Annotated in this window: 24 protein-coding genes and 1 tRNA gene; 12 read left to right on the top strand and 13 right to left on the bottom strand. The window is 65.0% G+C overall.

What is annotated here, in order from left to right:
* Positions 1-15 precede the first annotated feature (15 nt).
* From WDX12_RS08695 to WDX12_RS08685, 3 genes are all read right to left on the bottom strand, one after another.
* Positions 16-693 carry a winged helix-turn-helix domain-containing protein gene (locus tag WDX12_RS08695; protein ID WP_320298201.1) on the bottom strand — a complete coding sequence of 226 codons (678 nt, stop codon included), beginning with the start codon at positions 691-693 and terminating at the stop codon, positions 16-18.
* Positions 694-1,107: 414 nt separating this feature from the next.
* Positions 1,108-1,893: a COG4705 family protein gene (locus WDX12_RS08690; protein ID WP_434724585.1), complete on the bottom strand. Its 786-nt coding sequence runs from the start codon at positions 1,891-1,893 to the stop codon at positions 1,108-1,110.
* 30 nt (positions 1,894-1,923) lie between these two features.
* The gene (locus tag WDX12_RS08685) at positions 1,924-2,181 is read right to left on the bottom strand and encodes a hypothetical protein (RefSeq protein ID WP_434724584.1); all 258 of its coding nucleotides are present in this window, start codon (positions 2,179-2,181) and stop codon (positions 1,924-1,926) included.
* 225 nt (positions 2,182-2,406) lie between these two features.
* Between WDX12_RS08685 and WDX12_RS08680 the strand changes: the two genes are divergently transcribed.
* Positions 2,407-3,039: a methyltransferase family protein gene (locus tag WDX12_RS08680; protein ID WP_434724583.1), complete on the top strand. Its 633-nt coding sequence runs from the start codon at positions 2,407-2,409 to the stop codon at positions 3,037-3,039.
* A gap of 313 nt (positions 3,040-3,352) precedes the next feature.
* Here WDX12_RS08680 and WDX12_RS08675 read toward each other — a convergent pair whose 3' ends face one another.
* Together WDX12_RS08675 and WDX12_RS08670 are read right to left on the bottom strand one after the other, a co-directional pair.
* Positions 3,353-3,568, bottom strand: coding sequence for a hypothetical protein (locus tag WDX12_RS08675; RefSeq protein WP_434724582.1), 216 nt, complete (start codon positions 3,566-3,568; stop codon positions 3,353-3,355).
* Entirely contained in the window at positions 3,565-4,320 is a 756-nt protein-coding gene (locus WDX12_RS08670) for a COG4280 domain-containing protein (protein WP_434724581.1), read from the bottom strand. The genes WDX12_RS08675 and WDX12_RS08670 overlap by 4 nt, the downstream gene beginning before the upstream one ends.
* 251 nt (positions 4,321-4,571) lie before the next feature.
* Between WDX12_RS08670 and WDX12_RS08665 the strand changes: the two genes are divergently transcribed.
* The 5 genes from WDX12_RS08665 to WDX12_RS08645 all read left to right on the top strand — a co-directional run bounded on the left by WDX12_RS08665 (position 4,572) and on the right by WDX12_RS08645 (position 10,872).
* The gene (locus WDX12_RS08665; protein WP_320298195.1) at positions 4,572-5,591 is read left to right on the top strand and encodes an LLM class flavin-dependent oxidoreductase; all 1,020 of its coding nucleotides are present in this window, start codon (positions 4,572-4,574) and stop codon (positions 5,589-5,591) included.
* Between the two features lie 553 nt (positions 5,592-6,144).
* Entirely contained in the window at positions 6,145-7,110 is a 966-nt protein-coding gene (locus WDX12_RS08660; RefSeq protein ID WP_320298194.1) for a sugar ABC transporter substrate-binding protein, read from the top strand.
* Between the two features lie 137 nt (positions 7,111-7,247).
* Entirely contained in the window at positions 7,248-8,750 is a 1,503-nt protein-coding gene (locus WDX12_RS08655; RefSeq protein ID WP_320298193.1) for a sugar ABC transporter ATP-binding protein, read from the top strand.
* Positions 8,747-9,763 (top strand): ABC transporter permease, encoded by a 1,017-nt coding sequence (locus tag WDX12_RS08650; protein ID WP_320298192.1) that lies wholly within the window; start codon positions 8,747-8,749, stop codon positions 9,761-9,763. The genes WDX12_RS08655 and WDX12_RS08650 overlap by 4 nt, the downstream gene beginning before the upstream one ends.
* Positions 9,764-9,870: 107 nt before the next feature.
* Positions 9,871-10,872 carry a LacI family DNA-binding transcriptional regulator gene (locus WDX12_RS08645; RefSeq protein WP_320298191.1) on the top strand — a complete coding sequence of 334 codons (1,002 nt, stop codon included), beginning with the start codon at positions 9,871-9,873 and terminating at the stop codon, positions 10,870-10,872.
* 235 nt (positions 10,873-11,107) lie between these two features.
* Here the strand turns inward: WDX12_RS08645 and WDX12_RS08640 are convergent, their stop codons facing one another.
* Positions 11,108-12,166 carry an ornithine cyclodeaminase gene (locus WDX12_RS08640; protein WP_320298190.1) on the bottom strand — a complete coding sequence of 353 codons (1,059 nt, stop codon included), beginning with the start codon at positions 12,164-12,166 and terminating at the stop codon, positions 11,108-11,110.
* 2 nt (positions 12,167-12,168) lie between these two features.
* Positions 12,169-13,101, bottom strand: a complete 933-nt coding sequence (gene rocF, locus WDX12_RS08635; RefSeq protein ID WP_320298189.1) for an arginase — start codon at positions 13,099-13,101, stop codon at positions 12,169-12,171.
* A 128-nt stretch (positions 13,102-13,229) separates the two neighbouring features.
* Between rocF and WDX12_RS08630 the strand changes: the two genes are divergently transcribed.
* Both WDX12_RS08630 and WDX12_RS08625 read left to right on the top strand, forming a co-directional pair.
* A complete protein-coding gene (locus WDX12_RS08630) occupies positions 13,230-13,670 on the top strand; it encodes an Lrp/AsnC family transcriptional regulator (protein ID WP_434724580.1) in 441 nt (146 codons plus the stop codon).
* A gap of 169 nt (positions 13,671-13,839) precedes the next feature.
* Positions 13,840-14,136, top strand: a complete 297-nt coding sequence (locus WDX12_RS08625) for an adenylate cyclase (protein ID WP_434724579.1) — start codon at positions 13,840-13,842, stop codon at positions 14,134-14,136.
* A gap of 303 nt (positions 14,137-14,439) precedes the next feature.
* Here the strand turns inward: WDX12_RS08625 and WDX12_RS08620 are convergent, their stop codons facing one another.
* From WDX12_RS08620 to WDX12_RS08610, 3 genes are all read right to left on the bottom strand, one after another.
* On the bottom strand, positions 14,440-14,823 hold the full coding sequence (locus WDX12_RS08620) for a hypothetical protein (RefSeq protein WP_434724578.1): 384 nt from the start codon (positions 14,821-14,823) through the stop codon (positions 14,440-14,442).
* 212 nt (positions 14,824-15,035) lie between these two features.
* On the bottom strand, positions 15,036-15,233 hold the full coding sequence (locus WDX12_RS08615) for a hypothetical protein (RefSeq protein ID WP_434724577.1): 198 nt from the start codon (positions 15,231-15,233) through the stop codon (positions 15,036-15,038).
* A gap of 814 nt (positions 15,234-16,047) precedes the next feature.
* Positions 16,048-16,122 (bottom strand) — tRNA-Gly (locus WDX12_RS08610).
* A 262-nt stretch (positions 16,123-16,384) separates the two neighbouring features.
* On the opposite strand from WDX12_RS08610, the gene WDX12_RS08605 reads away from it, so the two are divergent.
* The 4 genes from WDX12_RS08605 to WDX12_RS08590 all read left to right on the top strand — a co-directional run bounded on the left by WDX12_RS08605 (position 16,385) and on the right by WDX12_RS08590 (position 19,384).
* Positions 16,385-16,879 (top strand): prolyl-tRNA synthetase associated domain-containing protein, encoded by a 495-nt coding sequence (locus WDX12_RS08605; protein WP_434724576.1) that lies wholly within the window; start codon positions 16,385-16,387, stop codon positions 16,877-16,879.
* Between the two features lie 103 nt (positions 16,880-16,982).
* A complete protein-coding gene (gene trxA, locus WDX12_RS08600; RefSeq protein ID WP_434724575.1) occupies positions 16,983-17,975 on the top strand; it encodes a thioredoxin in 993 nt (330 codons plus the stop codon).
* Positions 17,976-18,228: 253 nt separating this feature from the next.
* Entirely contained in the window at positions 18,229-18,900 is a 672-nt protein-coding gene (locus tag WDX12_RS08595) for an LON peptidase substrate-binding domain-containing protein (RefSeq protein ID WP_320298182.1), read from the top strand.
* Between the two features lie 238 nt (positions 18,901-19,138).
* Positions 19,139-19,384 carry a Trm112 family protein gene (locus WDX12_RS08590; protein ID WP_320298181.1) on the top strand — a complete coding sequence of 82 codons (246 nt, stop codon included), beginning with the start codon at positions 19,139-19,141 and terminating at the stop codon, positions 19,382-19,384.
* A gap of 284 nt (positions 19,385-19,668) precedes the next feature.
* Here the strand turns inward: WDX12_RS08590 and WDX12_RS08585 are convergent, their stop codons facing one another.
* The 3 genes from WDX12_RS08585 to WDX12_RS08575 are packed head-to-tail and all read right to left on the bottom strand — an operon-like array spanning position 19,669 to position 25,437.
* Positions 19,669-23,007, bottom strand: coding sequence for an error-prone DNA polymerase (locus tag WDX12_RS08585; protein ID WP_434724574.1), 3,339 nt, complete (start codon positions 23,005-23,007; stop codon positions 19,669-19,671).
* A complete protein-coding gene (locus WDX12_RS08580; protein WP_434724573.1) occupies positions 23,004-24,491 on the bottom strand; it encodes a DUF6504 family protein in 1,488 nt (495 codons plus the stop codon). The genes WDX12_RS08585 and WDX12_RS08580 overlap by 4 nt, the downstream gene beginning before the upstream one ends.
* Positions 24,433-25,437 (bottom strand): ImuA family protein, encoded by a 1,005-nt coding sequence (locus WDX12_RS08575; protein WP_434724572.1) that lies wholly within the window; start codon positions 25,435-25,437, stop codon positions 24,433-24,435. Before WDX12_RS08575 ends, WDX12_RS08580 begins: the two co-directional genes overlap by 59 nt.
* Positions 25,438-25,502 lie beyond the last annotated feature (65 nt).

Here is a 25,502-nt window from a genome sequence, read left to right as displayed (position 1 = left end):
CCGGCGAACGCAAGATCAGGCCGGAACATGCAGGCTGTAGCCGGTGTTGCGCACGGTGTGGATCAGCGGCACGTCGAAGGGCCTGTCGACCTTGGCCCGCAGCCGGCTGATATGCGTCTCGACGACGCTGGTCTTGGGGTCGAAATGAAAATCCCAGACGCGCTCCAGAAGCATGGTGCGGGTGATGACGCGGCCCTCGCCGCGCATCAGCACTTCGAGCAGGCTGAATTCGCGCGGCTGCAGGTCGATCGGCTGGCCCTGCCGGGTCACGCGGCGCTGGATCAGGTCCATTTCGAGGTCGGCGACGCGCAGCTCCGTCTTCTGCTCCTGCGCCGCCGGCCGGCGGCCGAGCGCATGGATGCGGGCAAGCAGCTCGGAAAAGGCGAAGGGCTTGACCAGATAGTCGTCGCCGCCCGCCTCGAGGCCCTCGACGCGGTCGTCGACGCCGCCGATCGAGGTCAGGAAAATGGTCGGCGTGCGGATGCCGGCGGCGCGCACCGCCTTGATCATCGACAGGCCGTCGAGGCCGGGAACCATGCGGTCGGCGACGATCACGTCATAGGCGTTGCGGGTCGCGGCGAAGAGGCCGTCATGGCCGTCGCGCAGCAAGTCGCAGACATGGCCGGCCTCGGTCAGTCCCCTGACGATATAGTCGGCGGTCCTCGGATCGTCTTCAACAAGCAGAAGTCGCATCGCCCCGTTCTGTCCTTGCCGCCTCGACCTCACCGGCATGGTAGCGCCGGCTGCGGCTTTTTCTTGGCTAGTTCCGTATCTCTTTGTTTTTACGCATTTCCGGGCGGAAAGCCGTTACACGTTTTTGCGAGAGGCGCTCGATCAAAAGAGACAGAGCATGATGACGCCCGAAACCCGCTCCACGGTTTTCGGCGTCCCAGTTCCCCGACACAGGGATTTTGAAAGGTTGCCGTTTGTCTTCGTGCAAGAGTTTTCCGTTCATTTCCGTGAAATCAGCGCAAACGCCGGGATTGATTGGAGCCGCCCCAACCTCGTCATTCTATGGCGAACGCGAGGGCGTTTCGGCCAATCTCCAAGACATGCCACCTTCCAACGAAAACAGAGCCGACCGGTCAAAATCTCCGTGCAGTGCTTCTAGTCGAGCAGGGCCTGCTCGTCTTCTTCGATCAGGTTTTTCAGCGTCATATAGAGAACGATGACCACGATGCAGCCGAGGAAGGTCAGGCTGGTGACGGTGGTGCCGAGGCCCATGCCGCCATATTCGACCGGCTGCGACAGCAGGTCGCCGAACGAGGCGCCAAATGGCCGGGTCAGGATATAGGCGAGCCAGAAGGCGAGGATGCCGTTGAGGCCGAGGAAGAACCAGGCAAGCGTGATCGCCGCGATCACGCCGCCGAAGATGAGGCCGGTGGTGAGATAACCCATGTCGAAACGTTCGGCGACCAGATCGCCCGCGGCCGTGCCGAGCGAGAAGGTGAAGAGGATCGCCAGCCAGTAGAAGATTTCGCGCCGGGTGGTGAAGATGGTGTGGATCGAGAGCGTCTTTTCGCTGGCGTACCAGGCCGCGAAGGTCAGTGCCAGCGCAATCGAGAAGACGATCGTCGTCGTCTCCAGCCGCACGCCGAAATTGTCGACGAGGTTGTCGGTGACCAGGGTGCCGACAATGCTGATCAAGACGACGGCCAGCCAGTAGGCCCAGGGCACATAACGCTTCTGCGCGAATTGCAGGACGAGCGCGACGACGAGGATGCCGCTCATGATCAAGGATGTGACGGTAAGGCCGAGGCCGAGATTGACGGCAAGATAGTCGGCCGCCGTCTCGCCCATCGTCACCGCCATGACCTTGATCAGCCAGAAGTCGAGGGTGACCTCCGGGACCCGGTTGAGAGCAAGGTGATCGGCTTCAGCGTGGGAGTGCATGGCGATGTCCATTTGCGGTCCGTGCTGGGCTTACTTGCCGAGGATCTTCATGGCCTGGGCGAAGAAGTCGTCGGCGCGCTTGTCGTCGTCGGCGTTGCAGCGCTCGATGCCTTTCGTCTCCAGTTCGGAAACCTTGTTCTTGTCGGCATCGTTCGGCCTGGCCTTGGCTTCGGCGGCGCGCAGGTCCTTCAGCGCGGTCTCGCAAGGCGTCGGAGCGGCAATGGCCGAGGCCAACGGAGCGGCAATCGCGGCAGTGGCAAGGGCGAAAGCAAGGGCAAATTTGTTCATGATTGTACCCTGATGTTGAGGGCCGTTGTCCCCGGCGCCTGTTCGAGCCGCCTCAAATCCGGGGCGGCGACCATCAGGTGTAGGCAGGCGAATTCACCGCAGCCTGTCCGCGCCATTACAAATTCGTAAGGTCGGTCAAAAGATTCCGCCGGGCCTCGTCATCGCGCGGCGGAAGGGCTAGAGAAGCCTTGGCGCCCTTGTCGGCGCCGGAGCGGGTGAGAAAGAATGGCCTACACATCCCTCAAATCGGCGCCGAAGGCGTTCGACCAGCACAAGCGCCTGATCGTGGTGCAGGTGGCCGCCGTGCTTGCCATCATGCTGCTGCTGTTCAGCAAGCCGGCGCTGGCCGAAGGGTCGAACGGGCACGAAGCTCTCGAGACGATCGGCTTCGCGATGGCGCTGATCTGCTTCCTTGGCCGGCTTTGGAGCATCCTCTTCGTCGGCGGCAGGAAGAATGACGAGCTGATCGTGTCCGGCCCGTTCTCGATGACCCGCAACCCGCTCTATTTCTTCTCGACTGTCGGCGCGGTCGGCATCGGGCTGATGTTCGGTTCGATGCTGGCCGGCGTAATGCTCGGCCTGGCGAGCTTCCTCGTCTTCCGGTTCACCGCGCGCAAGGAGGCCGAGTTCCTGGCCGGCAAGTTCGGCGCGGCTTATTCAGCCTATGCCGAACGCACGCCGTCCTTCTGGCCAAACCCGATGCTTTACCGCGACGAGGCCCAGTGGCTGTTTTCGCCTGGTGCGCTGAGGAGGAATTTCCGCGACGGACTCTATTTCCTGGCGCTGTTCCCGGTCATCGAGGCGGTCGAGTATTTCCGCCTCAGCGGGGACCTGCCGACGCTTTTCACGGTCTATTAGTTTCTCGGCACAGCCGCTTTGTCTGCGTCGGCAGGCGGCATGCTTGGAGATTGGCTGAAGCGCTTGTCAGGTCGTCATTCTATGGCGGAGCAAGGAGCGAAGCGACGCGCGCAGACCCGAGGATCATCCGTGACGTCGAGGCGTTGCGACGGCGCAGAATTCTGCTCCGCTGCATTCCACGGCTTAGGTCACGGCATGGATTCCAGGGTTCTCCGCGACGCCGCTTCGCGGCTGCTCCGCCCTGGAATGACGAGGCTGGGGGCTTCGGCTAATCTCCAGCGTTTGCGTGGCTTCACCGGAAATGAACGCCGATTCAGCGCGCCTTGTCGCGCGCGGCGCGGCGGGTGCTCTCCAGGAGAATTACCAGGCAGCCAGCGAGAAGGACGAAGCCGCCGATGAGCGGCGGCAGCGCCAAAAGCTTCACCGCGGCGGTAATCAGCGCAATCAGGATCAGCGCCAGCAGCGCCAGGCTGCCGTCGTCGACGAACATGCCGACGAGCTCCTTGAAGACAAGACGGATCATGGTCATCGGGCAACTCCTTCGGCGGGCGCCGGGTAGGCGCCGCGCAGCCAGCGCACGATGGCGAAGGATGCGGCGGCAATGACGGCGAAGATGGCGAGCAGCGCGAGGTCGGCGCCCGGCCATTCGGCGCCGAGGCCCTCACCCGTCCAGAACACGCCGAAGCTGGTGAGCATCAGCCCGACGACGAATTTCAGCGCGTTTTCCGGCACGCGCGCCAGCGGCCGATGCACGGCGAGGCCGATCAGCAGCACCAGCACGAAGGCCGCCAGCGCGCCGAGGCCGGCATAGAGCGTCTGCCCGTGCGCGGCGCCGACGGCAATGACGATGAAGACCACTTCGACGCCCTCGAGCAGCACCGCCTTGAACGAGGCGACGGCCGCCAGATAGTCGGCGCGGCGGTCGTTGGCCTGCCGCTGCAAGACCGCCGTCTCCTTGGAAAAGGCCTGGTCCTCGTCATGCAGCGCGATGACGCCGACGCTGCGCAGGATCGCCTTCCGCAGCCAGCGCATGCCGAACAGGATCAGCAACACGCCGACCACGAATTGCAGGACGGTGATGGGAACGAGCGCCAGCAGCGGCCCGAACGCCAGCACCAGCGCCGCCAGCACGGCGAGCGCCAGCACGGCACCCGTCAGCGCCGGGCGCCAGCCGCGCGTCACGCCGACGGCGAGCACGATGGTGAAGGCTTCGACCACTTCGACGAAGGACGCCAGGAAAGAGGCCGTCACGGTGGATAGTATGGGTGTCAGGCCATGCATGAAAGGCTCGTCCAAATGCTTGGGAATCATCGGCTGGCGAACACGATACAGCGCTTGGGCGGCAGCGAGAATGCCCGGGGGGCGATCCTATGTGGTTCCGCGTCGGGCGAGGGCGGAACCGGACGTTTCGAAGGACTCATTGACGGTCTGTATCCGTTCGGTGTCCGTTGTATCGCGGCGCTGCCCTGGCTATCTGCTGGAGCAACAAGGAATTTGAGCGGCCAATAGCCGCTGCAGCAGGAATGGAGCACATGAAGAAGATCGGGTTTCTGTCGTTCGGGCATTGGTCGCCCTCGCCGCAATCGGGCACGCGCTCGGGCGCCGACGCGCTTCTGCAGTCGATCGACCTCGCGGTCGCGGCTGAGGAGCTCGGCGCCGACGGCGCCTATTACCGCGTCCACCATTTTGCCCGGCAGCTCGCCTCGCCGTTTCCGCTGCTTGCCGCGGCCGGCGCCAAGACCAAGCGCATCGAGCTCGGCACCGCCGTCATCGACATGCGCTACGAGAACCCGCTCTACATGGCCGAGGATGCCGGCGCTGCCGACCTCATCGCCGGCGGGCGTTTGCAGTTGGGCATCAGCCGCGGCTCGCCCGAGCAGGTGATCGATGGCTGGCGCTATTTCGGCTACGTGCCGGAAGAGGGCAAGAGCGACGCAGACATGGCGCGCCGCCACTCGGAGATCTTCCTCGACCTGTTGCGCGGCGAAGGCTTTGCCCAGCCCAACCCGCGGCCGATGTTCCCCAACCCGCCCGGCCTGCTCAGGCTGGAACCCTTCTCGGCTGGCCTGCGCGAGCGCATCTGGTGGGGCGCGGCCACCGATGCCACCGCCGTATGGGCGGCCAAGCTCGGCATGAACCTGCAGAGCTCGACGCTGAAATTCGACGAAACCGGCGAGCCGCTGCATGTCCAGCAAGCCAAGCAGATAAGGGCCTATCGCGCCGCCTGGAAGGAAGCCGGCCATACGCGGGAGCCGCGCGTCTCTGTCAGCCGCAGCATCTTTGCCTTGGTCAACGACATGGACCGCACCTATTTCGGCGGCAGCGAGGGCCAGGACCATTTCGGCTATATCGAGCCGGAAAAGCGCGCCGTGTTCGGCCGCTCCTATGCCGCCGAGCCGGACAGACTGGTCGAGCAGCTCAAGGAAGACGAGGCGATCGCCGAGGCCGACACGCTGCTGCTCACCGTGCCCAACCAGCTGGGCGTCGACTACAACGCCCACGTCATCGAGTCGATCCTGAAGCATGTGGCGCCGGCGCTCGGCTGGCGGTGAGGTTGTCGGCGGCAAGGTTATCGACGTCCGTTGGGATAGTCAGCGCAAACGCTGGCGATGAGATGAAGGCTCCCGAACCTCGTCATTCTAGGGCGGAGCAAGGAGCGAAGCGACGCGCGCAGACCCTAGAATCCATGCCGTTGCATCGACCGAAGTGTGCAACGGTGCAGAATTCTGGACCGCCGCGGCGCATCCAAGTCACGGCATGGATCCTCGGGTCTGCGCGCGTCGCTTCGCTCCTTGCTCCGCCCGTGGATGACGATCGCGATAGGCGTTTCGGCCAATCTCCAAGGCATGCCGCCCGCTAACGCACGCATGGCCAACCGGTCAAAATTTCTGCGCACTCCCCCTCTGTCCTGCCCATCCTTCGCGGCGGCTACGCCGCAGCTTCGGAGGGTAAACCGGACATCTCCCCGCAAGGGGAGATCGGCGGCTTCAGCGTCACCGCCCGCAATAGCTCGTCTCCGTTATTGACTCCTGCCAAATCCCCGCTCTACTTTGTCGCGTAATCGGTTACGTAACCGATTACGGCTCAATCAAGTGGAGGAGACTAATGAGCAAGATTTCGAACACGCACGGGTTTGGCCCGTTCTCGCGCCGCCAGTTCCTGAAGACCAGCGCGCTCGCGGCCGGCGCGCTCACCCTGCCGCTCGGCCCGGTTCTCGCGGCCGACAAGCCGAAGGTCGGACTGGTCATGAAGTCGCTCGCCAACGAGTTCTTCAAGCAGATGCAGGCCGGCGCCGAGGCGTACGCGGCCAAGAACAAGGACAAGTTCGATTTCGCCGCCGTCGGCATGAAGGACGAGCGCGATTTCGCCGCCCAGGTCGACGCGATCGAGAACTTCATCACCCAGAAATACAACATCATCGTCGTGGCTCCCGCCGATTCGAAGGCCATGGTGACGCCGATCGCCAAGGCGCTGAAGGCCGGCATCAAGGTCATCAACATCGACGTCGCGCTCGACGAGAAAGCCAAGAAGAAAGCCGGCGTCGACCTCGCCTTCTTCGGTCCGGACAACCGCGCCGGCGCCAAGCTCGCCGGAGACGCGCTCGGCAAGGCACTGGGCAAGGGCGGCAAGGTGGTCATTCTCGAAGGCAATCCGGAGGCCGACAACGCCAAGCAGCGCAAGCTCGGCTTTGACGATTCGGTGAAGGAATTCGGGTTGAAGCTGCTCGACTCGAAGACGGCGCATTGGGAGACCGAGGAAGCCAACACGCTGATGACCAACTTCCTCACTCAGCATCCGGATATCCAGGGCGTCATGGCGGCCAACGATTCGATGGCGCTCGGCGTCGTCAAGGCGATCGACGCGGCCGGCAAGTCGGGCAAGATCAAGGTCGTCGGCTTCGACAACATCCCGGCCGTCGGCCCGCTGCTGAAAGAGGGCAAGATGCTCGCCACCGTCGAGCAGTATGGCGCGCAAATGGCGGCCATGGGCATCGACTACGGCCTGCGCGAACTCGCCGGCGAGAAGTTCTCGGGCTGGGTCAAGACCGACGTCAAGCTGATCACCGCCTGAGGCGAGCAAGGGTTCCGGGACTCCCTCCGGCGCCTTCAATTCGCTTGTCTCACCGTCGTCGCCGGTAAACCGCCGGCGGCGACGGCGGCGCGCTCATGGTTGCCTTGCGGCAGAAGAGCGCCATTCAGGGTTGCTGCATGGATAATGTGATTCTTTCCCTTGAAGGGGTCGGAAAGACCTTTCCCGGCGTCGTTGCGCTGAGCGACGTCTCGCTGTCGATCGCACGCGGCGAAACCCATATCGTGCTCGGCGAGAACGGCGCCGGCAAGTCGACGCTGATCAAGCTGCTCGCCGGCATCTACCAGCCGGATGCGGGCACGATCGCCTTCAACGGCCAGCCCTACCAGCCGAAGACGCCGCATGACGCGCAGCAGAGCGGCATCCGCATCGTGCACCAGGAATTGAACCTTCTGCCCTATCTCAGCATTGCCGAGAATCTGATGCTGGAAAACCTGCCGCGTCGTGCCTTCGGCGTCGTCGACCGCAAGGCGCTCAACAGCCGTGCCGTGACGCTGCTCAAGGAAGTCGGGCTCGACGTCGATCCGAGGACGCGGGTCGAGGCGCTGGGCGTGGCGCAGATGCAGCTGGTCGAGATCGCCAAGGCGCTGAGCTACGACTCCAAGCTGCTCGTGCTAGATGAGCCGACGGCGACGTTGACGCCGCCCGAGATCGAACGGCTGTTTTCCATCATCAAACGGCTGAAGGCCAAGGGCGTCACCATCATCTACATCTCGCACCGGCTGCACGAGGTGTTCGAGATCGGCGACCGGGTGACCGTGCTGCGCAACGGCAGACTGGTCGCGACCCGCAATCTCGAGGGCCTTACCGTGCCCGACCTGGTGCGCATGATGATCGGCCGCGACATCGCCGACGAATATAGCTTCGACGCAACGATCGTGCCCGGCAAGGTCGCGCTCAGCGTCGCCAATCTGAAGCGCGATGCTGCGACGCCGGCCATTTCCTTCGACGTGCGTCACGGGGAGATTCTGGGCGTCGCCGGCCTGGTCGGCAGCGGCCGCACCGAAGCGATGCGGGCGCTGTTCGGCGCCGATCCCAAGCTCGACGGTGTCATCGAGATCGACGGCAGGCCGGTGGCGATCACAGCACCGAAGGATGCGGTGCGGCATGGCCTGAGCCTGCTCACCGAGGACCGCAAGGGCCAGGGCCTGCTGCTCGACCTGGCCGTAGACAAAAACATCACCATCACCGATCTCGGCAAGGTTTCCCACAACGGGCTGCTCAACCGCCGGGCCGAGGCGGCGGCGGCAAACGATCTCATCGGCCAGCTGCGCGTCAAGGCAAGCTCGATCGAGCAGGCGGTCCGCAATCTCTCCGGCGGCAACCAGCAGAAGGTGGTGCTGGCCAAGTGGCTGTTCCGCGGCACCTCGACGCTGATCCTCGACGAGCCGACGCGCGGCGTCGATATCGGCGCGCGGCGTGAGATCTATCAATTGCTGTGGATGCTGGCGGCGCAGCAAAAGGGCATCATCATGGTGTCGTCCGACCTGCCTGAATTGATGGGCATGTGCCACCGCATCATCGTCTTTTCCAAGAACAGGATCGTCGGTGAGGTGCCGCGCGCCGAATTCGACCAGGAGCGCATCCTGTCACTGGCCTATCAGGAGTATGTGCGACCATGACCGAGACGTCCGAACCGCTGGTGTCGGCGCCTGTTTCCCCCGGCAGGGCGAAATTCCTGCGCTTTCTGATCCGCGACGCCGGCGTGCTTCTGGCGCTGGTGCTGATCACATTGTTCTTCTCGGCGACCGCTCCCTACTTCGCCACTCCCGACAACGCGCTGAAAATCTTCGTGCAGATCGCCATCAACACCGTGCTGGCGGCCGGCATGACCTTCGTCATCCTGACCGGCGGCATCGACCTTTCGGTCGGCTCGGTGCTGGCGCTCTGCACCGTGGTCGGCGCCACAGTCATGATCGACGAAGACCTGTCACCGACCGTGGCGATCACCCTGGCGCTGCTCGCCTGCATGGCGACGGGTGCGGTGTGCGGCTTCCTCAACGGCTGGATCTCGACGCGCTGGAAGATCCCGTCCTTCATCGTTACGCTCGGCATGCTCAATATGGCCGCGGGCGCCGCCCGCGTCGTCAGCGACAATTCCACCATCACCGGCCTGCCGCAAAGCTTCGTCGATTTCGGCAACCTCATCATCGGCGGCTTCCTGCCCTCGATCTTCCTGGTGGCGGTGCTGGTGATCGCGGCCGGCTGGTTCGTGCTGCGCTTCACGGTGTTCGGCCGCATGATCTTCGCCGTCGGCACCAATGACGAGGCGGTGCGGCTGTCGGGCCACAATCCGGATTTCTACAAGGTTGCGGCCTTCACCATCAGCGGGCTCACCGCCGGCATCGCGGCCATGGTCTATCTGTTGCGCCTCAACATCGGCAGCCCGATCGCCGGCGTCGGCTACGAGCTCAATGCGATTGCCGCCGTCATCATCGGCGGCACCAGCCTCAGCGGCGGCAAGGGCTCGATCATCGGCACGCTGGTCGGCGCCTGCATCCTGCAGGTGCTCTCCACCGGATTGCAGCTGCTCGGCGTCGGCGACAATTTCAAACCCATCGTGATTGGCCTTGTCATCGTGCTCGCGGTCATCCTAGACGCGTACCGGGAGAGGCTGTTGCGGAAAATCCGCTAGAGCGGCCAGGAAACGCCGGACCGCTCTATCTCTTTGTTTTTACGCAATTCCAGGCGGAAAACCGTTACACACTTTTGCTGGAATTGCTTTAAGGGGTCAAAGGGACCATGACGACGATTGCCGATGTCGCGCGCCATGCGGGGGTATCCGTCGCTACCGTCTCGCATGTGATGAACCATACGCGCCATGTCGAGCCGGAAACGGCCGAACGCGTGCGCGCCGCGATCACCGCGTTGCGCTACAGCCCGAACTCGGTGGCGCGCAGTCTCAGGCGCGGCGAGACCAAGACCATCGGGCTCCTGCTGCCGGACAATTCCAACCCGTTCTTCGCCAGCGTCGCGCGGCAGATCGAGGATGCGGGCTTCGTGTCCGGCTACACGGTGATCCTGTGCAATTCCGACGGCAATGCCGAGAAGGAGGAGCGTTATCTCTCGGTGCTGATGGCCAAGCAGATCGACGGGCTGATCTTCGCCGGCTCGTCCGACCATGCGCGGGTGTTCGCCCGCCTCCTGCCCAGCGTGCCGGCGGTGCTGCTCGACCGCGAGATCCAGTCGGTCAATGTCGATTCCGTGCTGGTCGACCATGACCATGGCGGCTATCTCGCCGGCCAATACCTGGCTGGGCTCGGTCACAAGGAGATCGGCGTCATCGGCGGCCCGCGCGATTCGAGCTCCAGCCCGGCCCGCCTGCGCGGTTTTGTCCGCGCGCTCAAAGAGGCAGGTATCGAGCTGCCGGCATCGTCTATCGTCGATTCCGACTATCATTTCGCCGGTGGGCGGATGGCGATGGAACAGCTCATGGCACAGGCACCGGACATCACGGCAGTGTTTGCCTGCAACGACCTGATGGCCATGGGCGCGGTCACCGCGCTGCGTTCGCGCGGATTGCGGGTTCCCGACGACATCTCGATGGTCGGCTTCGACGACATCCCCTATGCCGTCACCACCTGGCCGCCGCTGACGACGATCGCGCAGCCGGTGGAAAAGATCGGCACGCTGGCGGTGAGCCTGCTGCTCGAGAGGCTGGGCGAGCCGGAAGCGCCCTCACGGCGCGAGGTGCTGGCGCCGGTGCTGGTCGAGCGGGAAAGCTGTGCGCGTTTGCGCGAGTAGGTGCCAGCATCATCAACGCTGGCGCTGCCCCCGCTCCGTCTCGGCGCTGGGCGCCGATCTCTCCCCCGCTTTGCGGGGGCGAGGAAACGCCAATCGCCGGGGGCGAGGCCTTCGCAAGTTTGGGTTCCTCGCCCCCGCCAAAGGCGGGGGAGAGGTGGATCGGCGAAGCCGAGACGGAGAGGGGGAGCGCCCTATGCGATTATCTCGCCGTATGAAATCGCCTTGCTGACCGGCATCAAGCCGCCGGCTGAATGGCCGCCCTCTCCAGCATGCCGAAGAGGTCGCGCGGCTCGTCGGGGTCGGCGAGCAGGTCGAGCTCCTCATAGAGGCCGGTGGCCTGGAGCTGGTCGCGGACATAGCGCAGCGCGGAAAAATCTTCCGTCGCGAAGCCGACGGAATCGAACAAGGTGATCTGCTTGGCTGTCTTGCGGCCCTCCGCCTGGCCGGTCATCACCTGCCACAGCTCGGTCACCGGATGGTCGGCGTCGAGCTGCTGGATCTCGCCCTCGATGCGCGTCTGCGGCGGGAACTCGACGAAGATATCGGAGCGCAGCAGGATGTCGCGATGCAGCTCGGTCTTGCCGGGGCAGTCGCCGCCGACCGCGTTGATGTGGACACCGGAGCCCACCATGTTGTCGGTGAGGATGGTGGCGTACTGCTTGTCGGCCGTCACCGTGGTGATGATGTCGACGCCTTCCACCGCGTCCTGCCCGGTCGAGCAGATGGTGATGTCGAAGCCTTTGCCGGCGAGGTTGCGGGCGCATTTTTCGGAGGCCGAGCGGTCGATGTCGTAAAGCCGCAGCCGGTCGATGCCGAGCAGCGCCTTGAAGGCGATGGCCTGGAATTCCGACTGGGCGCCGTTGCCGATGATGGCCATGGCGCGCGCACCCCTGGGCGCCAGATATTTGGCCGCGACGGCGGAGGTGGCGGCGGTGCGCAGCGCCGTCAGGATGGTCATCTCGGTGAGCAGCATCGGATAGCCGGAGCCGACATCGGCGAGCACGCCGAAGGCGGTGACCGTCTGGCGGCCCTCGCGCATGTTCTTCGGGTGGCCGTTGACATATTTGAAGCCGTACATCTTGCCGTCGCTGGTCGGCATCAGCTCGATGACGCCGTCATGGCTGTGCGAGGCGATGCGCGGCGTCTTGTCGAACAATTCCCAGCGGCGGAAATCCTCCTCGATATAGGCGGCGAGCTCGGTCAGGAAGCGCTCGACGCCGATGGCGAGCACCAGCTTCATCATGCGGTCGACGCTGACGAAGGGAACGATGGCAAGGCGCGAAGGCTGGGTCATGATCAGAGGCTTCCGGAGTGGCTGCGGGTCGGGCGGTCCATGATGCGGCGGCCCATCAGGCTGGCGGTGAGGTCGACCATCAGGGTCGCGGTGCGGCCGCGTTCGTCGAGGAACGGGTTCAATTCGACCAGGTCGAGGCTCGAAACCAGGCCGCTGTCGGACAGCATCTCCATCACCAGATGCGCTTCGCGGAAGGTGGCGCCGCCGGGCACGGTGGTGCCGACGGCCGGCGCGATCGAGGGGTCGAGGAAATCGACGTCGAGGCTGACATGCAGCAAGCCGTTCTCCTTCTCGACGCGCGCCAGGAAGGCACGCAGCAGGGGCGCGATGCCGTGCTCGTCGATGGCGCGCATGTCATGCACGGTGACGCCGGCTTCAGTCAGCGCGCGGCGCTCGGCCGGGTCGACGCTGCGCAGGCCGATGGCGCAGATGCGGGCCGGGTCGACCGCTTGCGGCAGATCCGGGAAATAGCCCTGAAAACCGGCCTGGCCGCTGGCATAGGCGAGCGGCACGCCATGCAGATTGCCGCTGGTGGTGGTGTCGAGCGTATGAAAATCCGGATGCGCGTCGAGCCACAGCACAAAGAGCGGCCGGCCGCGCTCGGCCGCGCGGCGCGCCACGCCGGACACCGTGCCGGCGGAGATCGAATGGTCGCCCCCGAGGAAGATCGGCATGGCGTCCCTGGACGCCGCGTAGGCGGTCTCGGCGATCGAAGCCGTCCAGGCGGAGATCTCCGGCAGCGCCTTCAGCGCCAGGTTGCCGTGGACCACCGGGCGCGCCATGGCTTTCTCTACCGCGCCCCAGTCCTCGACCTCATGGCCGAGCTCGGCCAGCACCGAGACCAGCCCTGCCGTGCGCAGCGCGCTCGGCCCCATTTCGCATCCCATCCTGCCCGCGCCGTCCTGCACCGGCGCGCCGACGATCCTGCAGCGCATTTTTTCTCACCTTGCGATTGATCGAAGCAGTGAACCACTGCCTGCTGGCGGTTTGAACAGCGAAAATTGGCATTTCGAGAAGATTAGTTTACCATTTTGAAAACCCGATCTGAGCAAAGTGAGCAACCATGGATGCGCTCGACGAAAGACTGGTCACGTTGCTCAGGCACGATGCGCGGCGCAGCGTCTCAGACCTCGCCGTCGATCTCGGCGTGTCGCGCGCGACGGTCAGGGCGCGCATGGAGCGGCTGGAAAAATCCGGCGAGATCATCGGCTATACGGTGGTGCTGCGCGCCGACGCGGTCGATCAGCGGATCCGCGGCGTGATGACGATCGAGATCGAGGGTCATGCCGCCGATCGGGTCGTCAAGGCGCTCGGCGGCCTCGCCGAGGTCTCCACCATCCACACCACCAACGGCCGCTGGGACCTGGTGGTGGAACTCGGCACCGCAACGCTGACGGATTTCGACGCGGTGCTGCGCCGCATCCGGCTGATCCCCGGCATAACGGGAAGCGAGACGAGTTTGCTCCTGGCGACGCCGCGGACCACCAGGGCGAGATTGGCGTAGTTGCCCCAATCAGCCGAGCCCGGCAGAACAGCCGCGCGTGGCATCACAGCTTTGTGAGGATCGGGATGATCGGCCGTCCGAAAGCGTTAGTGACATTGGATGTCCAACTCGCCGGGTGCTCCAAAGACCCGAGCGCCCTCCTGAAATCCAATGCTTTTGGGAGAACACGATGAAACATCTCCTCACGCCTATAGTGACCGGCTTGTTCATAGCCTCCACCGGCATGGCCCTGGCCGGCAACGTCCACACGGTAACGGGGACGGCAGGTCAACCCAACCAGACGATCGGCACCCCTGAAACCGGAAGCGCCACGCCGGGCAACTCCGCCTCTGCCCCGGGTTCAGCCTTCAATCCGGATGGTAACGCGGGAACACATTACGCAGGCGAGCAGCCGCAGAACTCGAAGAATCCGAAGAGCGTATCGCAATATGACGTGGCCGGGTTCCAGCAGTCCCACAATCACTAAAGCGCGTCGCGTCGAAACGGATTCACGCGACGCGCTTTAGCGCCTTGCTTGATGCATGTGGTTGCCGCAAAACCGAGGTCACTTTTGCGCGACATGCATTAGGTGGCGGCATCAGCCGACTGAGCGGCATTGTGGGGCGGCATTGTGGGCACGCCGCAGCGCCGGTGTGAAGCCGAGGAAGGCTCGATCACACCGGCAGCCGCTGTATCTCCTTAGTTTTCCGCAATTCCGGGCGGAAGCTACGGCGAAGTCACCGAGCCCAACCGCTTTTCCTGGAATTGCTCCAGGAAGAACGCCTGTTCGTCAGCCGTTCGGATAGTAGCCGCCATCCGAGCCGTCGCCCATATAGGTCCCCTGACCGGTGGCTTGCTGAAGCCGCTGGTCCAGTTCGTTGATCTGCGCGATCGCCGAGCGGCCTCCGGCGCGCTGGATGCTGTCGGCCTGCTGCATCAACTCGCGGGCCCGGCCCTCGGAGATCTTGCCGAGCTCCCTGGCGTTGCGGATACCTTGCTTGACGCCAAGCAGTTGCTCCGTGGCCGCTCTCGCTTGCGGAGCCATCGGCACCGATGCCGTGGTGGTCGTGTCGACCGCGGCCCTGTGGTGTCGGTGCACGGCATAGGCGCTCGAAAGCGGTATGGCCGCGAAGATCGAGGCGGCCGCGATGAGTTTTGGGATGAAAGAACGCATGATGACATTCCTCGAGATGGAGGAAGCGGCAAAACCGCTTTTTCCGAAACGGGCCGTCCGGTCGCGTCGTGTCGCGGTGCAGGCCTTTCACCGCCGGCGTTTCTCGGCCCAAATGGACATATAGAAGCCGCCCCGACGTCGAAACGGAGGTGGAACGCAAACGTTATCCGATGTGAACGGGCATTGAATCGCGGATGCGCGGGCCGAAGTCTTCAGGCGACGCTGGCGAACGGGATCGGCGAATTGCCACCGTGCCCGCCAAGCCAGGAATTGGCCAGGTCGGCAAGCTGCTCGGCTTCGCCGCGCGTCAGCCCGATCAACGGCCGGCCGTCCATCTCCGCCGGGATGTCGAAAACCAGATCACACACAAGCCAGTCGTCGCACGGATCCTGCATCGCTGCGAACCTCATTGACGCTCCTTGTTTCAGCGCAGCTGAAGCGAGCTCAGTGTTCACGGAATTGCCGAGCCGCCCTAAGTCTTTGTTTTGGCCCATATGTTTCCCCCGGTACCGCAGCGCGCTTCCACGACACGCAGAGAAGTCGAAATAGAGTCCGATTGTTCCGGCGCAGGCCAGTAAAATATCGATAAAAGGCTGAAATATCGAGAAAGCACCGCCGGCCGCGATGTCGAGACGAGTTCATTCGCCTGGCTGGCGAGCTCTTCCGCTTGCGCTCGCCTGAGGCCAATGAGCACCATGTCCGGTATCTGCGCCGGGCAACCGGACCGCAGATCGTAGACCATCCATTGCCCGCACGGATCCTGTAAGGCTGTGAACCTCATGGCGTTTATTCTCTGCTTTGACGCAATTCCGAACGGAAAACCGCTCACACTTTTCCTGGAATTGCTCTAGCTATGCCCCAACGTAACGACTTGCGGGAACGGTGCCCGCGAGACTGCCCGGCCGGATTATTTCCAGCACTTTCACTCAACATATAGTTGTCGGGCGGTCGGCAACAGGGGCTCTACAGTCCCTTCGGCATGCGACCCAAGTCTGATGGGCGGCCGACACTTTCCCGACGGCGGATGCTACATGCCGTGGGAAAAGATCGCGTGACCTGTATGCTTGATCCCTTCGCGCGAGATCCGTGGCGGTGCATACGGCTCTCGCCGACCGTCCAGGCGCGGCTCCGGGGCTCTGTGCGGTGGCCCGCCTGCAAGCCTTAAACGCGAAAAAGCCGCGGAGGTCCGCGGCTTTTCGTTTGCTTGATCCTCGGTGAGGAAACTGGAGCGGGTGAGGCGATTCGAACGCCCGACCCCAACCTTGGCAAGGTTGTGCTCTACCCCTGAGCTACACCCGCTCGCGCGGCCGTTGGGCCGCAAGCCGCGCCTATATGGCCGAAGAGCGCGGCGATTGCAACAGGGAAATGACGGTCTTTTTGGCGCGAATTTTTCGCGCGGCGCGGTTGGCTTCGAAAGCATAGAAGCGGCGCGAAACCGGACCGGTCGCGAATCCTCGCGCGAAGCCGCCACCCGCTCTTGCCGGAATTGCGCCGGCGGCCTTGCCCCGATGGCACCGTTGGCCGTAAACGGCATGAGCCCTGTTCGACCGCGCGAGGACCGATGCCGAAGACCGAAGCCGAGCTCAACGCCTTTCTTGCCGATCTCGGCATTTCCGTCACGACGGTACGGCACCCGCCGCTGTTCACGGTCGCCGATTCGCAAGGCCTGCGCGGCGAGATTCCCGGCGGCCACACCAAGAACCTGTTCCTCAAGGACAAGAAGGACAATTATTTCCTCGTCACCGTCGGCGAGGACGCCGTGGTCGACCTGAAGCAGATCCACCATTTGATCGGCGCCGCCAGCCGGGTGTCGTTCGGCAAGCCGGAGATGTTGATGGAGCTGCTAGGCGTCATTCCCGGCGCGGTCACGGTTTTCGGCCTGATCAACGACACGCAAGGCAAGATCAAGGTCGTGCTCGACCAGGCGTTGATGAGCCATGACCTCATCAACGGCCATCCGCTGACCAATGAGGCGACGACCTCGATCGCCGCCGCCGACCTGATCAGATTCATCGAGGCAACCGGCCACGATCCTGTTATCTTGGAAGTCTCATAATCTTGAAAGTCAGGGACCGATCGCCACATGGAAGGCGGTTCCGAAATCCGACAATGACGCGCCGGGCGCCGACGCCTCAGAGCGCGACCGAAAGGGCGACACGATGAGCGACAACAATCCGTATAGCGGCGCGTTTGGCGGCAATGGCGGCCAGTACGCCCAGACGGTGCAGTATGGCGGCGGCGACCGCGCCAAGGTTTCGCTCGGCGACGCGCCGGCGGCGGCCGACCTGATCAAGGACACGACAACCGCCACCTTCGCCGCCGACGTCATCCAGGAATCGCGCCGCCAGCCGGTGCTGGTCGACTTCTGGGCGCCGTGGTGTGGGCCGTGCAAGCAACTGACGCCGCAGCTCGAGAAAGCGGTGCAGGCCGCCGGCGGCAAGGTCAAGCTGGTCAAGATGAACATCGACGATCATCCCTCGATCGCCGGCCAGCTCGGCATCCAGTCTATCCCAGCGGTCATCGCCTTCAAGGACGGCCAGCCGGTCGACGGCTTCATGGGCGCTGTTCCCGAAAGCCAGATCGCCCAGTTCATCCAGAAGGTCGGCGGCAAGGGCGGCGGCGCGCCGCAGATCGCGGACGCGCTTGCCGCGGCGGTCGAGGCGCGTGGGGCCGGCGACGTCCAGACCGCCGCCGACATCTACGACGCGATCCTCGAGCAGGCGCCGGAGACGATCGAGGCGATCGCCGGCCTGGGCGAGATCCTGTTCGACGCCGGCGACGCGGAAGGCGCCGAGACCGTTCTGGCCCGGGCGCCCGAGGACAAGAAGGATGCGCCGGCGCTGGCCGCGCTGCGCGCCAAGATGACGCTGGCGGCGGAAGCGGCCGCGCTCGGCAATCCGGCCGAGCTCGAGCGCCGGCTCGCCGCCAACCCGGCCGACCATCAGGCGCGCTTCGACCTGGCGATGATCCAAAACGCGCGCGGCGAGCGCAACGCGGCCGCCGACAATTTGCTGGCGATCGTCAAGGCCGACCGGACCTGGAACGACGACGGCGCCAGGTCGCATCTGCTGAAGCTGTTCGAGGCCTGGGGAATGACCGACGAGGCGACGCTCGCGGCACGCCGCAAGCTCTCGTCGCTGCTGTTCTCGTAGAGCGGTTCGGCGTTTCACAGAATCGCCGAAGCGCTCTACGCATTTGTTCTGACGCAGTTCCGGACGGAAACCGCTACGCGCCTGTTCCGGGATTGCCTGAAGTTTTTTGCCGGCTGTCGCGGCCGGCAGGCTTGAGCGGCGGAGTGACAGCGCCAGATAAGGGCAGGCTGGCGGTTCGCCGCCAATCGAAGACGCGGTGCGAGAGGAGATTGCAGGGTGATGCGCTTGCCCGCGTTTGACTGGGAGGGTTGCGGTGCGCGTCGGTAACGCACTCTACCGGCTTGCCAAGGATTTGCCGCCGGCAATCCCGGTGTTCCCGCTCGCCGGAGCGCTGCTCCTGCCCGGCGGTCGCATGCCGCTCAACATCTTCGAGCCGCGCTATCTGCAGATGATCGACCAGGCGATGGCCGGCTCGCGGCTGATCGGCATGATCCAGCCAAGCCTCGACGGCGCATTGCGCGATGATGGCGAACCGGAGCTGTGCAGCGTCGGCTGCGCCGGGCGCATCATCTCGCTCGCCGAGACCGGCGACGGCCGATACCTGATTTCGCTGCAGGGCGTGTGCCGGTTTCGCATCGTGCAGGAGCTCGCGGCAAAGGCGCCTTTCCGGCAGTGTAAGATCGCGCCGTTTTTGGCCGACCTCGAGGAGGACCCGGCCGCCGGGGAGGTCGACCGGCCGGCGCTGCTCAAGGCGTTTCGCGCCTATCTGCAGGCCAACGACCTCGAGGCCGATTGGGAAAGCGTCAGCCGCGCCGAAAACGGCATGCTGGTCAACGCGCTGTCGATGATGGCGCCTTACGGACCGGCCGAGAAACAGGCGCTGCTGGAAGCGCCGGACCTGAAAACGCGCGCCGAGACGCTGATCGCCATCACGGAAATGACGCTGGCGCGCGAGGACGATGAGTTTGGGTCAAGCCTGCAATAAGTGTATTGATATTCAGGTGAGGCCGGCCTGCGAACGGCGGCTTCCTGCGCTTCCGGCCTTCGCCGGCCGAAGCACTCATGCGTGGCGTGGCAGCTAAATTAAGGCTACGGTCGGCGTAGGCCGGTGCTCACGTACGTTAAGTACGCTCCGCTCCGGTTCTCGGAAGCCACAGTTCTCGACTCGGCCTGACCTGAATCTCAACACACTTAAGCCGTGCAGTGGACAAGGGATAAGCGCGATGGCGGACGGACGGGACGGACGAAAAGCCGAGGTCGACCCGAAGCTGCTGGAGCTGCTGGCCTGCCCGCTGACCAAGGGGCCGCTGACCTGGGATCCCGAGCGCAGCGAGCTGGTTTCGCGCGTGGCGAAGCTCGCCTATCCGGTGCGCGACGGCATCCCGATCATGCTTCCTTCGGAGGCGCGCACGATCTCGGCCGAGGACATGCTGACCCCGCCGACGCCGCGCCTCAGCGGGCCTTCGTGAAGCGGGCTTGCGCTGTCATGCCGCCTTCGAGGTTGGCGGGATGTTCCTTACGTCGTCATTCCAGGGCGAAGCAGGAGCGGAGCTCCGTCGCGGAGACCCTGGAATCCATGCCGTGACCTTGATCGAAGGGCGCGGCGGAGCAGAATTCTGCACCGAGGTGGCGCTCCGAGGTCACGGCATGGATCCTCGGGGCTGCGCGCGTCGCTTCGCTCCTTGCTTCGCCCGTGGATGACGAAGGCGCTTTTTCGCCCCTGCTGCGTTCCCTATTGTGCTGGATATCGCTGCTACTGAAAATTGCGTCCCTTGGGCATGACCTGCCGCGCGGCGCCCGACAGCGTGGCGACGTCCTGGCGGACCGGCAGGCCACGGTTTGCGGCGGACTTTGATTCAATCGGCCGTTCGGCGGGATTATGCTCGATGACCGGGCGGTTGGCGGACTCCAACAGGACGCTCAGCCATGGAGTCAAATCCTCGATCCTGTCCGCCACGATATGGATGACGTCCGATTCGTGCTGCAGCTTGCCGCTGACGCGGATGAAGCGCGCGCCCATGACGATGGAACGGAAGCGGTCGAAGACGCGCGGCCAGATGATGACGTTGGCGATCGACTTTTCGTCTTCCAGCGTGAGGAAGATGGCATTGCCCTTGCCCGGGCGCTGGCGCACCAGCACCAGGCCGGCGACGGAGACGCGGCGGCCGTCGCGCACCGACGGCAGGCGGGCATTGGGGGTAACGCCGGCGCGATCCAGCCTTTCACGCAGGAAGGCGACGGGGTGCTCCTTCAGCGACAGGCCGAGCGAACGGTAGTCGTGGACGACATGCTCGCCGAGCGGCATTTTCGGCAGTTTCGTTTCCGGCTCCAGCTCGCGCAGGTTGAGCGACGGCTGGTCGAACAGCGGCAGTTTCTCGGCGGCGCTCTTGCCACAGAGCGCCCGCACCTCCCAGAGCGCCGCGCGGCGGTCGAGGCCGATCGAGCGGAAGGCGTCGGCCTGCGCCAGTCTTTCGATCTCGCCGACATCGAGGCCTGAACGCAGCCAGACATCGCGGACCGACCGATAGCCGTCGCCGCGCTGCGCGACGACCGCACCCATACGCTCCTCCGACAGGCCCTTGATCTGGCGGAAACCGAGCCTGACGGCATGCGCCGTCTCGATGACGCCGCGCATCGAGGCATGGCGCTCGAGGATGCGGGACGGATCGAAGGCGGCTTCCTCCAGCGTACAGTCCCAGACGGAATGGTTGATGTCGACCTCGCGCACCTCGACGCCATGGTCGCGCGCATCGCGCACGAGCTGGGCCGGCTGGTAGAAGCCCATCGGCTGCGCGTTGAGGATCGCGGCGCAGAAGACATCGGGAAAGAAGGTCTTGAACCAGCAGGAGGCATAGACGAGCAGCGCGAAGGACGCGGCATGGCTTTCGGGAAAGCCATATTCGCCGAACCCTTCGATCTGCTTGAAGCAGCGCTCGGCGAAGTCCTTGTCGTAGCCATTGCCGACCATGCCGTCGATCATGCGCTGGCGGTAATTGCCGATCGTGCCGGTGCGCTTGAAGGTCGCCATGGCGCGGCGCAATTCGTCGGCCTCGCCCGGCCGGAAGCCGCCGGCGACGATGGCGATCTTCATCGCCTGTTCCTGGAACAGCGGCACGCCCAGCGTCTTGCCGAGAATCTTCTCCAGATCAGGACTGGGGTAATGGACCGCCTCCTTGCCCTGCCGCCGGCGCAGATAGGGGTGCACCATGTCGCCCTGGATCGGGCCTGGTCGCACGATCGCCACCTCGATGACGAGATCGTAGAATTCGCGGGGCTTAAGCCGCGGCAGCATCGACATCTGGGCGCGGGATTCGATCTGGAAGACGCCGAGCGTATCCGCCCGGCAGATCATGTCGTAGACGCGCATATCGGCTTCACGGAGCGTCGCCAGCGTCAGCGGGCGGCCATAATCGTCCCGCGCCCGCGGGTAATGATGGGTGAGCAAGGCGAAGGCGCGCTTCAGGCAGGTCAGCATGCCGAGCGCCAGCACGTCGACCTTGAGGATCTTCACCGCGTCGAGGTCGTCCTTGTCCCATTCGACCATCTTGCGTTCCTCCATCGCCGTCTTGACGATGGGCACGACCTCGTCGAGCCGGTCGCGGGTGATGACGAAGCCGCCGACATGCTGGGACAGGTGGCGGGGAAAGCCCATGATCTCGTTGGCGCGCTCCAGCACCTGCCGCGACAGCGGATCGGTGCGGTCGAGGCCGCCGGCATTGGCTTCCCTTTCGCCGAGCTCGGAGGTCGACCAGCCCCAGATGGTGCTGGACAGCGCGCTGCGGACATCCTCCGACAGGCCCATGGCCTTGGCCACCTCGCGCAAGGCGGAGCGGCCGCGATAGCTGATGACGGCAGCGGCCAGGGCGGTGCGCTTGGCGCTGTATTTTTGGTAAATGTAAGCGATGACTTCGTCACGTCTTTCATGCTCGAAATCGACATCGATGTCGGGCGGCTCGTTGCGTTCCTCGGAGATGAAGCGCTCGAACAAGGTGTCGATGCGCTCGGGGCCGACCTCGGTGATGCCGATGCAGAAACAGATGATCGAATTGGCGGCCGAGCCGCGGCCCTGGCAAAGGATGCCCTGGCTGCGCGCGAATTTGACGATGTCGTGGACGGTGAGGAAATAGCGGGCATAGTTCAGGCGCTCGATCAAAGCGAGCTCGCTGGCGATGCGCTTCAGCACATAATCGGGAACGCCGGCCGGATAGCGCATCGCCGCGCCTTCGCGCGCCAGCCGTTCGAGCTCGGCCTGCGGTCCCAGGCCGGATTCGGTCGGCTCGTCCGGATAATTGTATTCGAGATCGCTGAGCGAGAAGGTGAGCTCGTTGGCGAAGCGCAGCGTCTCGGCCAACGCTTGCGGATGGCGGCGGAAAAGCCGCGCCATCTCCAGCGGCGGTTTCAGATGGCGCTCGGCATTGGCGGTCAGCTCCAGCCCGACATCGGAGACCGGCGTGTTGAGGCGGATCGCGGTGAGCACGTCCTGCAGCGGCCGGCGATCGGCGGTATGATAGAGCACGTCGTTAGTCGCCATCAGCGGGACGCGGGCGTGTTCGGCCATCGCTGCCGCCTGCTCGATGCGGAAGCGGTCATTGCCGGCATAATCCGGCGCCACGGCCAGTCGGAGCGCCGCGCCAAACCGATCAATAAGCCGGCTAATTAAGAGCAGATTGTCTTCCGTGCCTGCGGACAGATCGGGCAGGATCGCCAGCGACATCCGATCGCCCCATTCGAGCAGGTCGGCCAGTTGGAGCAACGTCGCGCCCTTCTCGTTCTCGTCGCGCAGATTGGCCTGGGTCAGCATGCGGCAGAGATGGCCCCAGCCCTGGCGGTCGCGGGGATAGGCGAGGATGTCCGGCGTGCCGTCGCCGAATACCAGCCGGCAGCCGGGGTGATAGGCCATCTTCTCCACCCTGGCCTGCTGCCAGGCGCGCACGACGCCGGCGACCGTGTTCCTGTCGGCAAGCCCGATCGAGGCAAAACCGTAGAATTTCGCCGTGACCACCAGCTCCTCCGGCTTGGAGGCGCCGCGCAGGAAGGAGAAATTCGACCGGATGCCGAACTCGGCATAGGGAATGACGGTCAGCGCGTTCATGCGAACACCCCATGCATGAACCAACGCGGCGGCGCGGCTTGCGGGTCGGTGCCGTAGAGGCCCTGGCGATAGAGCCAGTAGCGGCGCCCCTCGCTGTCCTCGATGCGGTAATAGTCGCGGGTCGGCGCCTCTTCCTCGCCGGGCAATTGCCGCCACCATTCGGCGGCGATGCGTTCCGGCCCTTCGGCGCGGGCGACGCGGTAGAGCGCGCGCCGCCAGCGGAAATTCATCGGCGGGCCTTCCGGGATCTCGGTCGCCGGCACCTCGATCGGCTCGGGCGAGCGGAACAGGCGCACCGGCCGCTCCGGCGGATAGACGGTCATCGGCGGCGCGGTTCGGGGTGCCGCCCGGCCGGCCGCCGGCGCGCGCCGTTGCGGCGCTTCGGCGAAAGGCACGGTCTTGACGGCGCGTTCCGGCAGATGGCTTTCGACGGCCACCGGCTTCAGCATGGCGGCCTCGCCGAGACGGGCGCGGACGCGGTCGGCGAATAAAGCGATGTCGGCGTCATCGTCGTTCGTCTCGCCGGTGAGGTCGCCCTGAGCCAAGTCGAAGGCCGCGACCGACAGCACGGACAGCCGCACGAGGTCGAAGCCGAAGCCAGCGTCGATGCTCCGCTCCAGCGCGGTCAACCGCTCATGGAACAGCCTTTGGATAAGCCGCGGCTCGCGCATCGGGCGCGAGGTGCCGACGGCGATGCGGCTGACGGCGCCGTCGACGCGGAAGAGAAGCAGCCCCAGCGTGCGCGCGCCCTCGCCGCGCCGTTCGAGGTCGCTCTTCAAGGCGACGGCAAGGCGGCTCACCAGCCGCTCGATATCGTCGGTGAGTACGACCGGCTCGGCAAGGTGGCGCTCGACCGAAAGCGGCGCGACGGGAAGGCGCGGCGACACGGCCTCGTCGAGGCGGCCGAGCGCCTGGTCGAGGCGTAGAAGCAAGGTGGCGCCGAAGCGGCGGGCGAGCGGCGCGCGGGGTGCGGCCATCACCGCGCCGGCGGTGCGCAGGCCGACGCTCTCCAGGCCGGCGCGGGTCTCCGGCGCGATGCGCAGCGCCGACAATGGCAATGGCGCAAGCAGCGCCTCCTCCTCGCCGCCGGCCACGATCCGGTCGCCATGGAAGCGCGCCGCCGCCCAGGCGGCGCCCGGCGTCGAGGCGAGCCCGGCGCGGACATCGAAACCCTGCTGGAAGAAGCGGGTGAGGATCTCGTCCTGCATGGCGCGCTCGCCGCCGAACAGATGCGTGCAGCCGGTGACATCGAGGAACAGCCCATCCTCGGCGTCGATCGCTACCAGCGGCGTGTAGCGATCGCACCAGTCGGCAAGGCCTTCGAGCAGGCGTCGGTCGGCCTCCGGGTCGGCCTCCACCACGTCGATCGTGGGGTGCATGGCGCGCGCATCGGCGATGCCCATGCCGCGCTTCAATTTCAGCGCCTCAGCCCGCTCGTCGAGGGCCGCGATGCGCTGGGTGTTGTTGTCGCGATGGCTGACCACAAGCGGTGGGTGAGATGGCGGCAGGTGCTGCGACGGCCGGGAACGCCAGGACCGCCCCAGACGCTGGCGCAGGATCCGCTCCGCGGGCAGATGCGGGAACCACAGCGACAGAATTCTCTGTTCTTTCTGCAAAAGCGTGCTCATTTGGGTTCCACTCCAGTGTGAATTGTCCGGGCAGGGCCGTGCGGCTCTTGCCGATATCGACTTTAAAGGCGGGGCGGCCGATCGAGCCGGCGAGCGGCCCGGCGACTGTCTCGCGGCTTGCCGAAGGCGCCGCCGAAACGATGAGGCGCACCGGCGCGGCGGTTGGATCGGCCTCGCCGGCCTGGCGCAGCAACAGCACCGGGCGGCCGGCATTCTGGGCGCGGGCGTGCAGCCGGCGCGTGGCGGTGAGGTCGAGCCGCTGGGGACTGCCGCGGATCTCGAGGATGACCGCGGCGAAGGCCGTCATGCGGGCGGCCTCCTCGGCGATCCACAGCGCGTCGAGCAGCTTCGGCGCCTCGGAAAACAGCAATTGCTCCGGCTCGATGCCGAACAGGGCGCTCAGCCCCCTGGCATAGGGAAGGCCGGCCTCGTGAAAGATTTCCGCCGTGCCGACCCAGAGGATCGGCAGGCCCGGCTTCTGCTTGAGGATCAGGCTTACGAGCGAGAGTGCGAAGCCGGCAACGGCGCCGGCATCGCGGGTCTCCAGGCCATGGATTTCGCTGAGCGCCGCCCTGGGCACCCCGCCGCCAAGGGCGGTGTCGAGGCGATCGATGCCGGTGTGCAGGAAAGCGTCCGCCGAAGCCACGGCGAGGCCGCGCCGGACGAGCGTCATGTCCGACCTGGCATTGGCAGGCACGCCAAGCGCCGGCGCCTGCAGGCGCTCGGGCAGCGTTCCCTCGATCTTCGCGATCTGGCGGCGCAGGGCAAAAACAGTGTCCCGCGCCACGGCGCTCATCGCCATGACGTTCACTTCCGGCAGCAATTGTTCCTGTTATGTTCCTATAGATTCCAGAGGGCCCGGGAAGA

Source organism: Mesorhizobium sp. RIZ17, assembly GCF_051127865.1.
Lineage (GTDB): Bacteria > Pseudomonadota > Alphaproteobacteria > Rhizobiales > Rhizobiaceae > Mesorhizobium > Mesorhizobium humile.
Note: the sequence above shows the minus strand (reverse complement) of the source record. Positions and strands in the feature narration are given on the sequence as shown.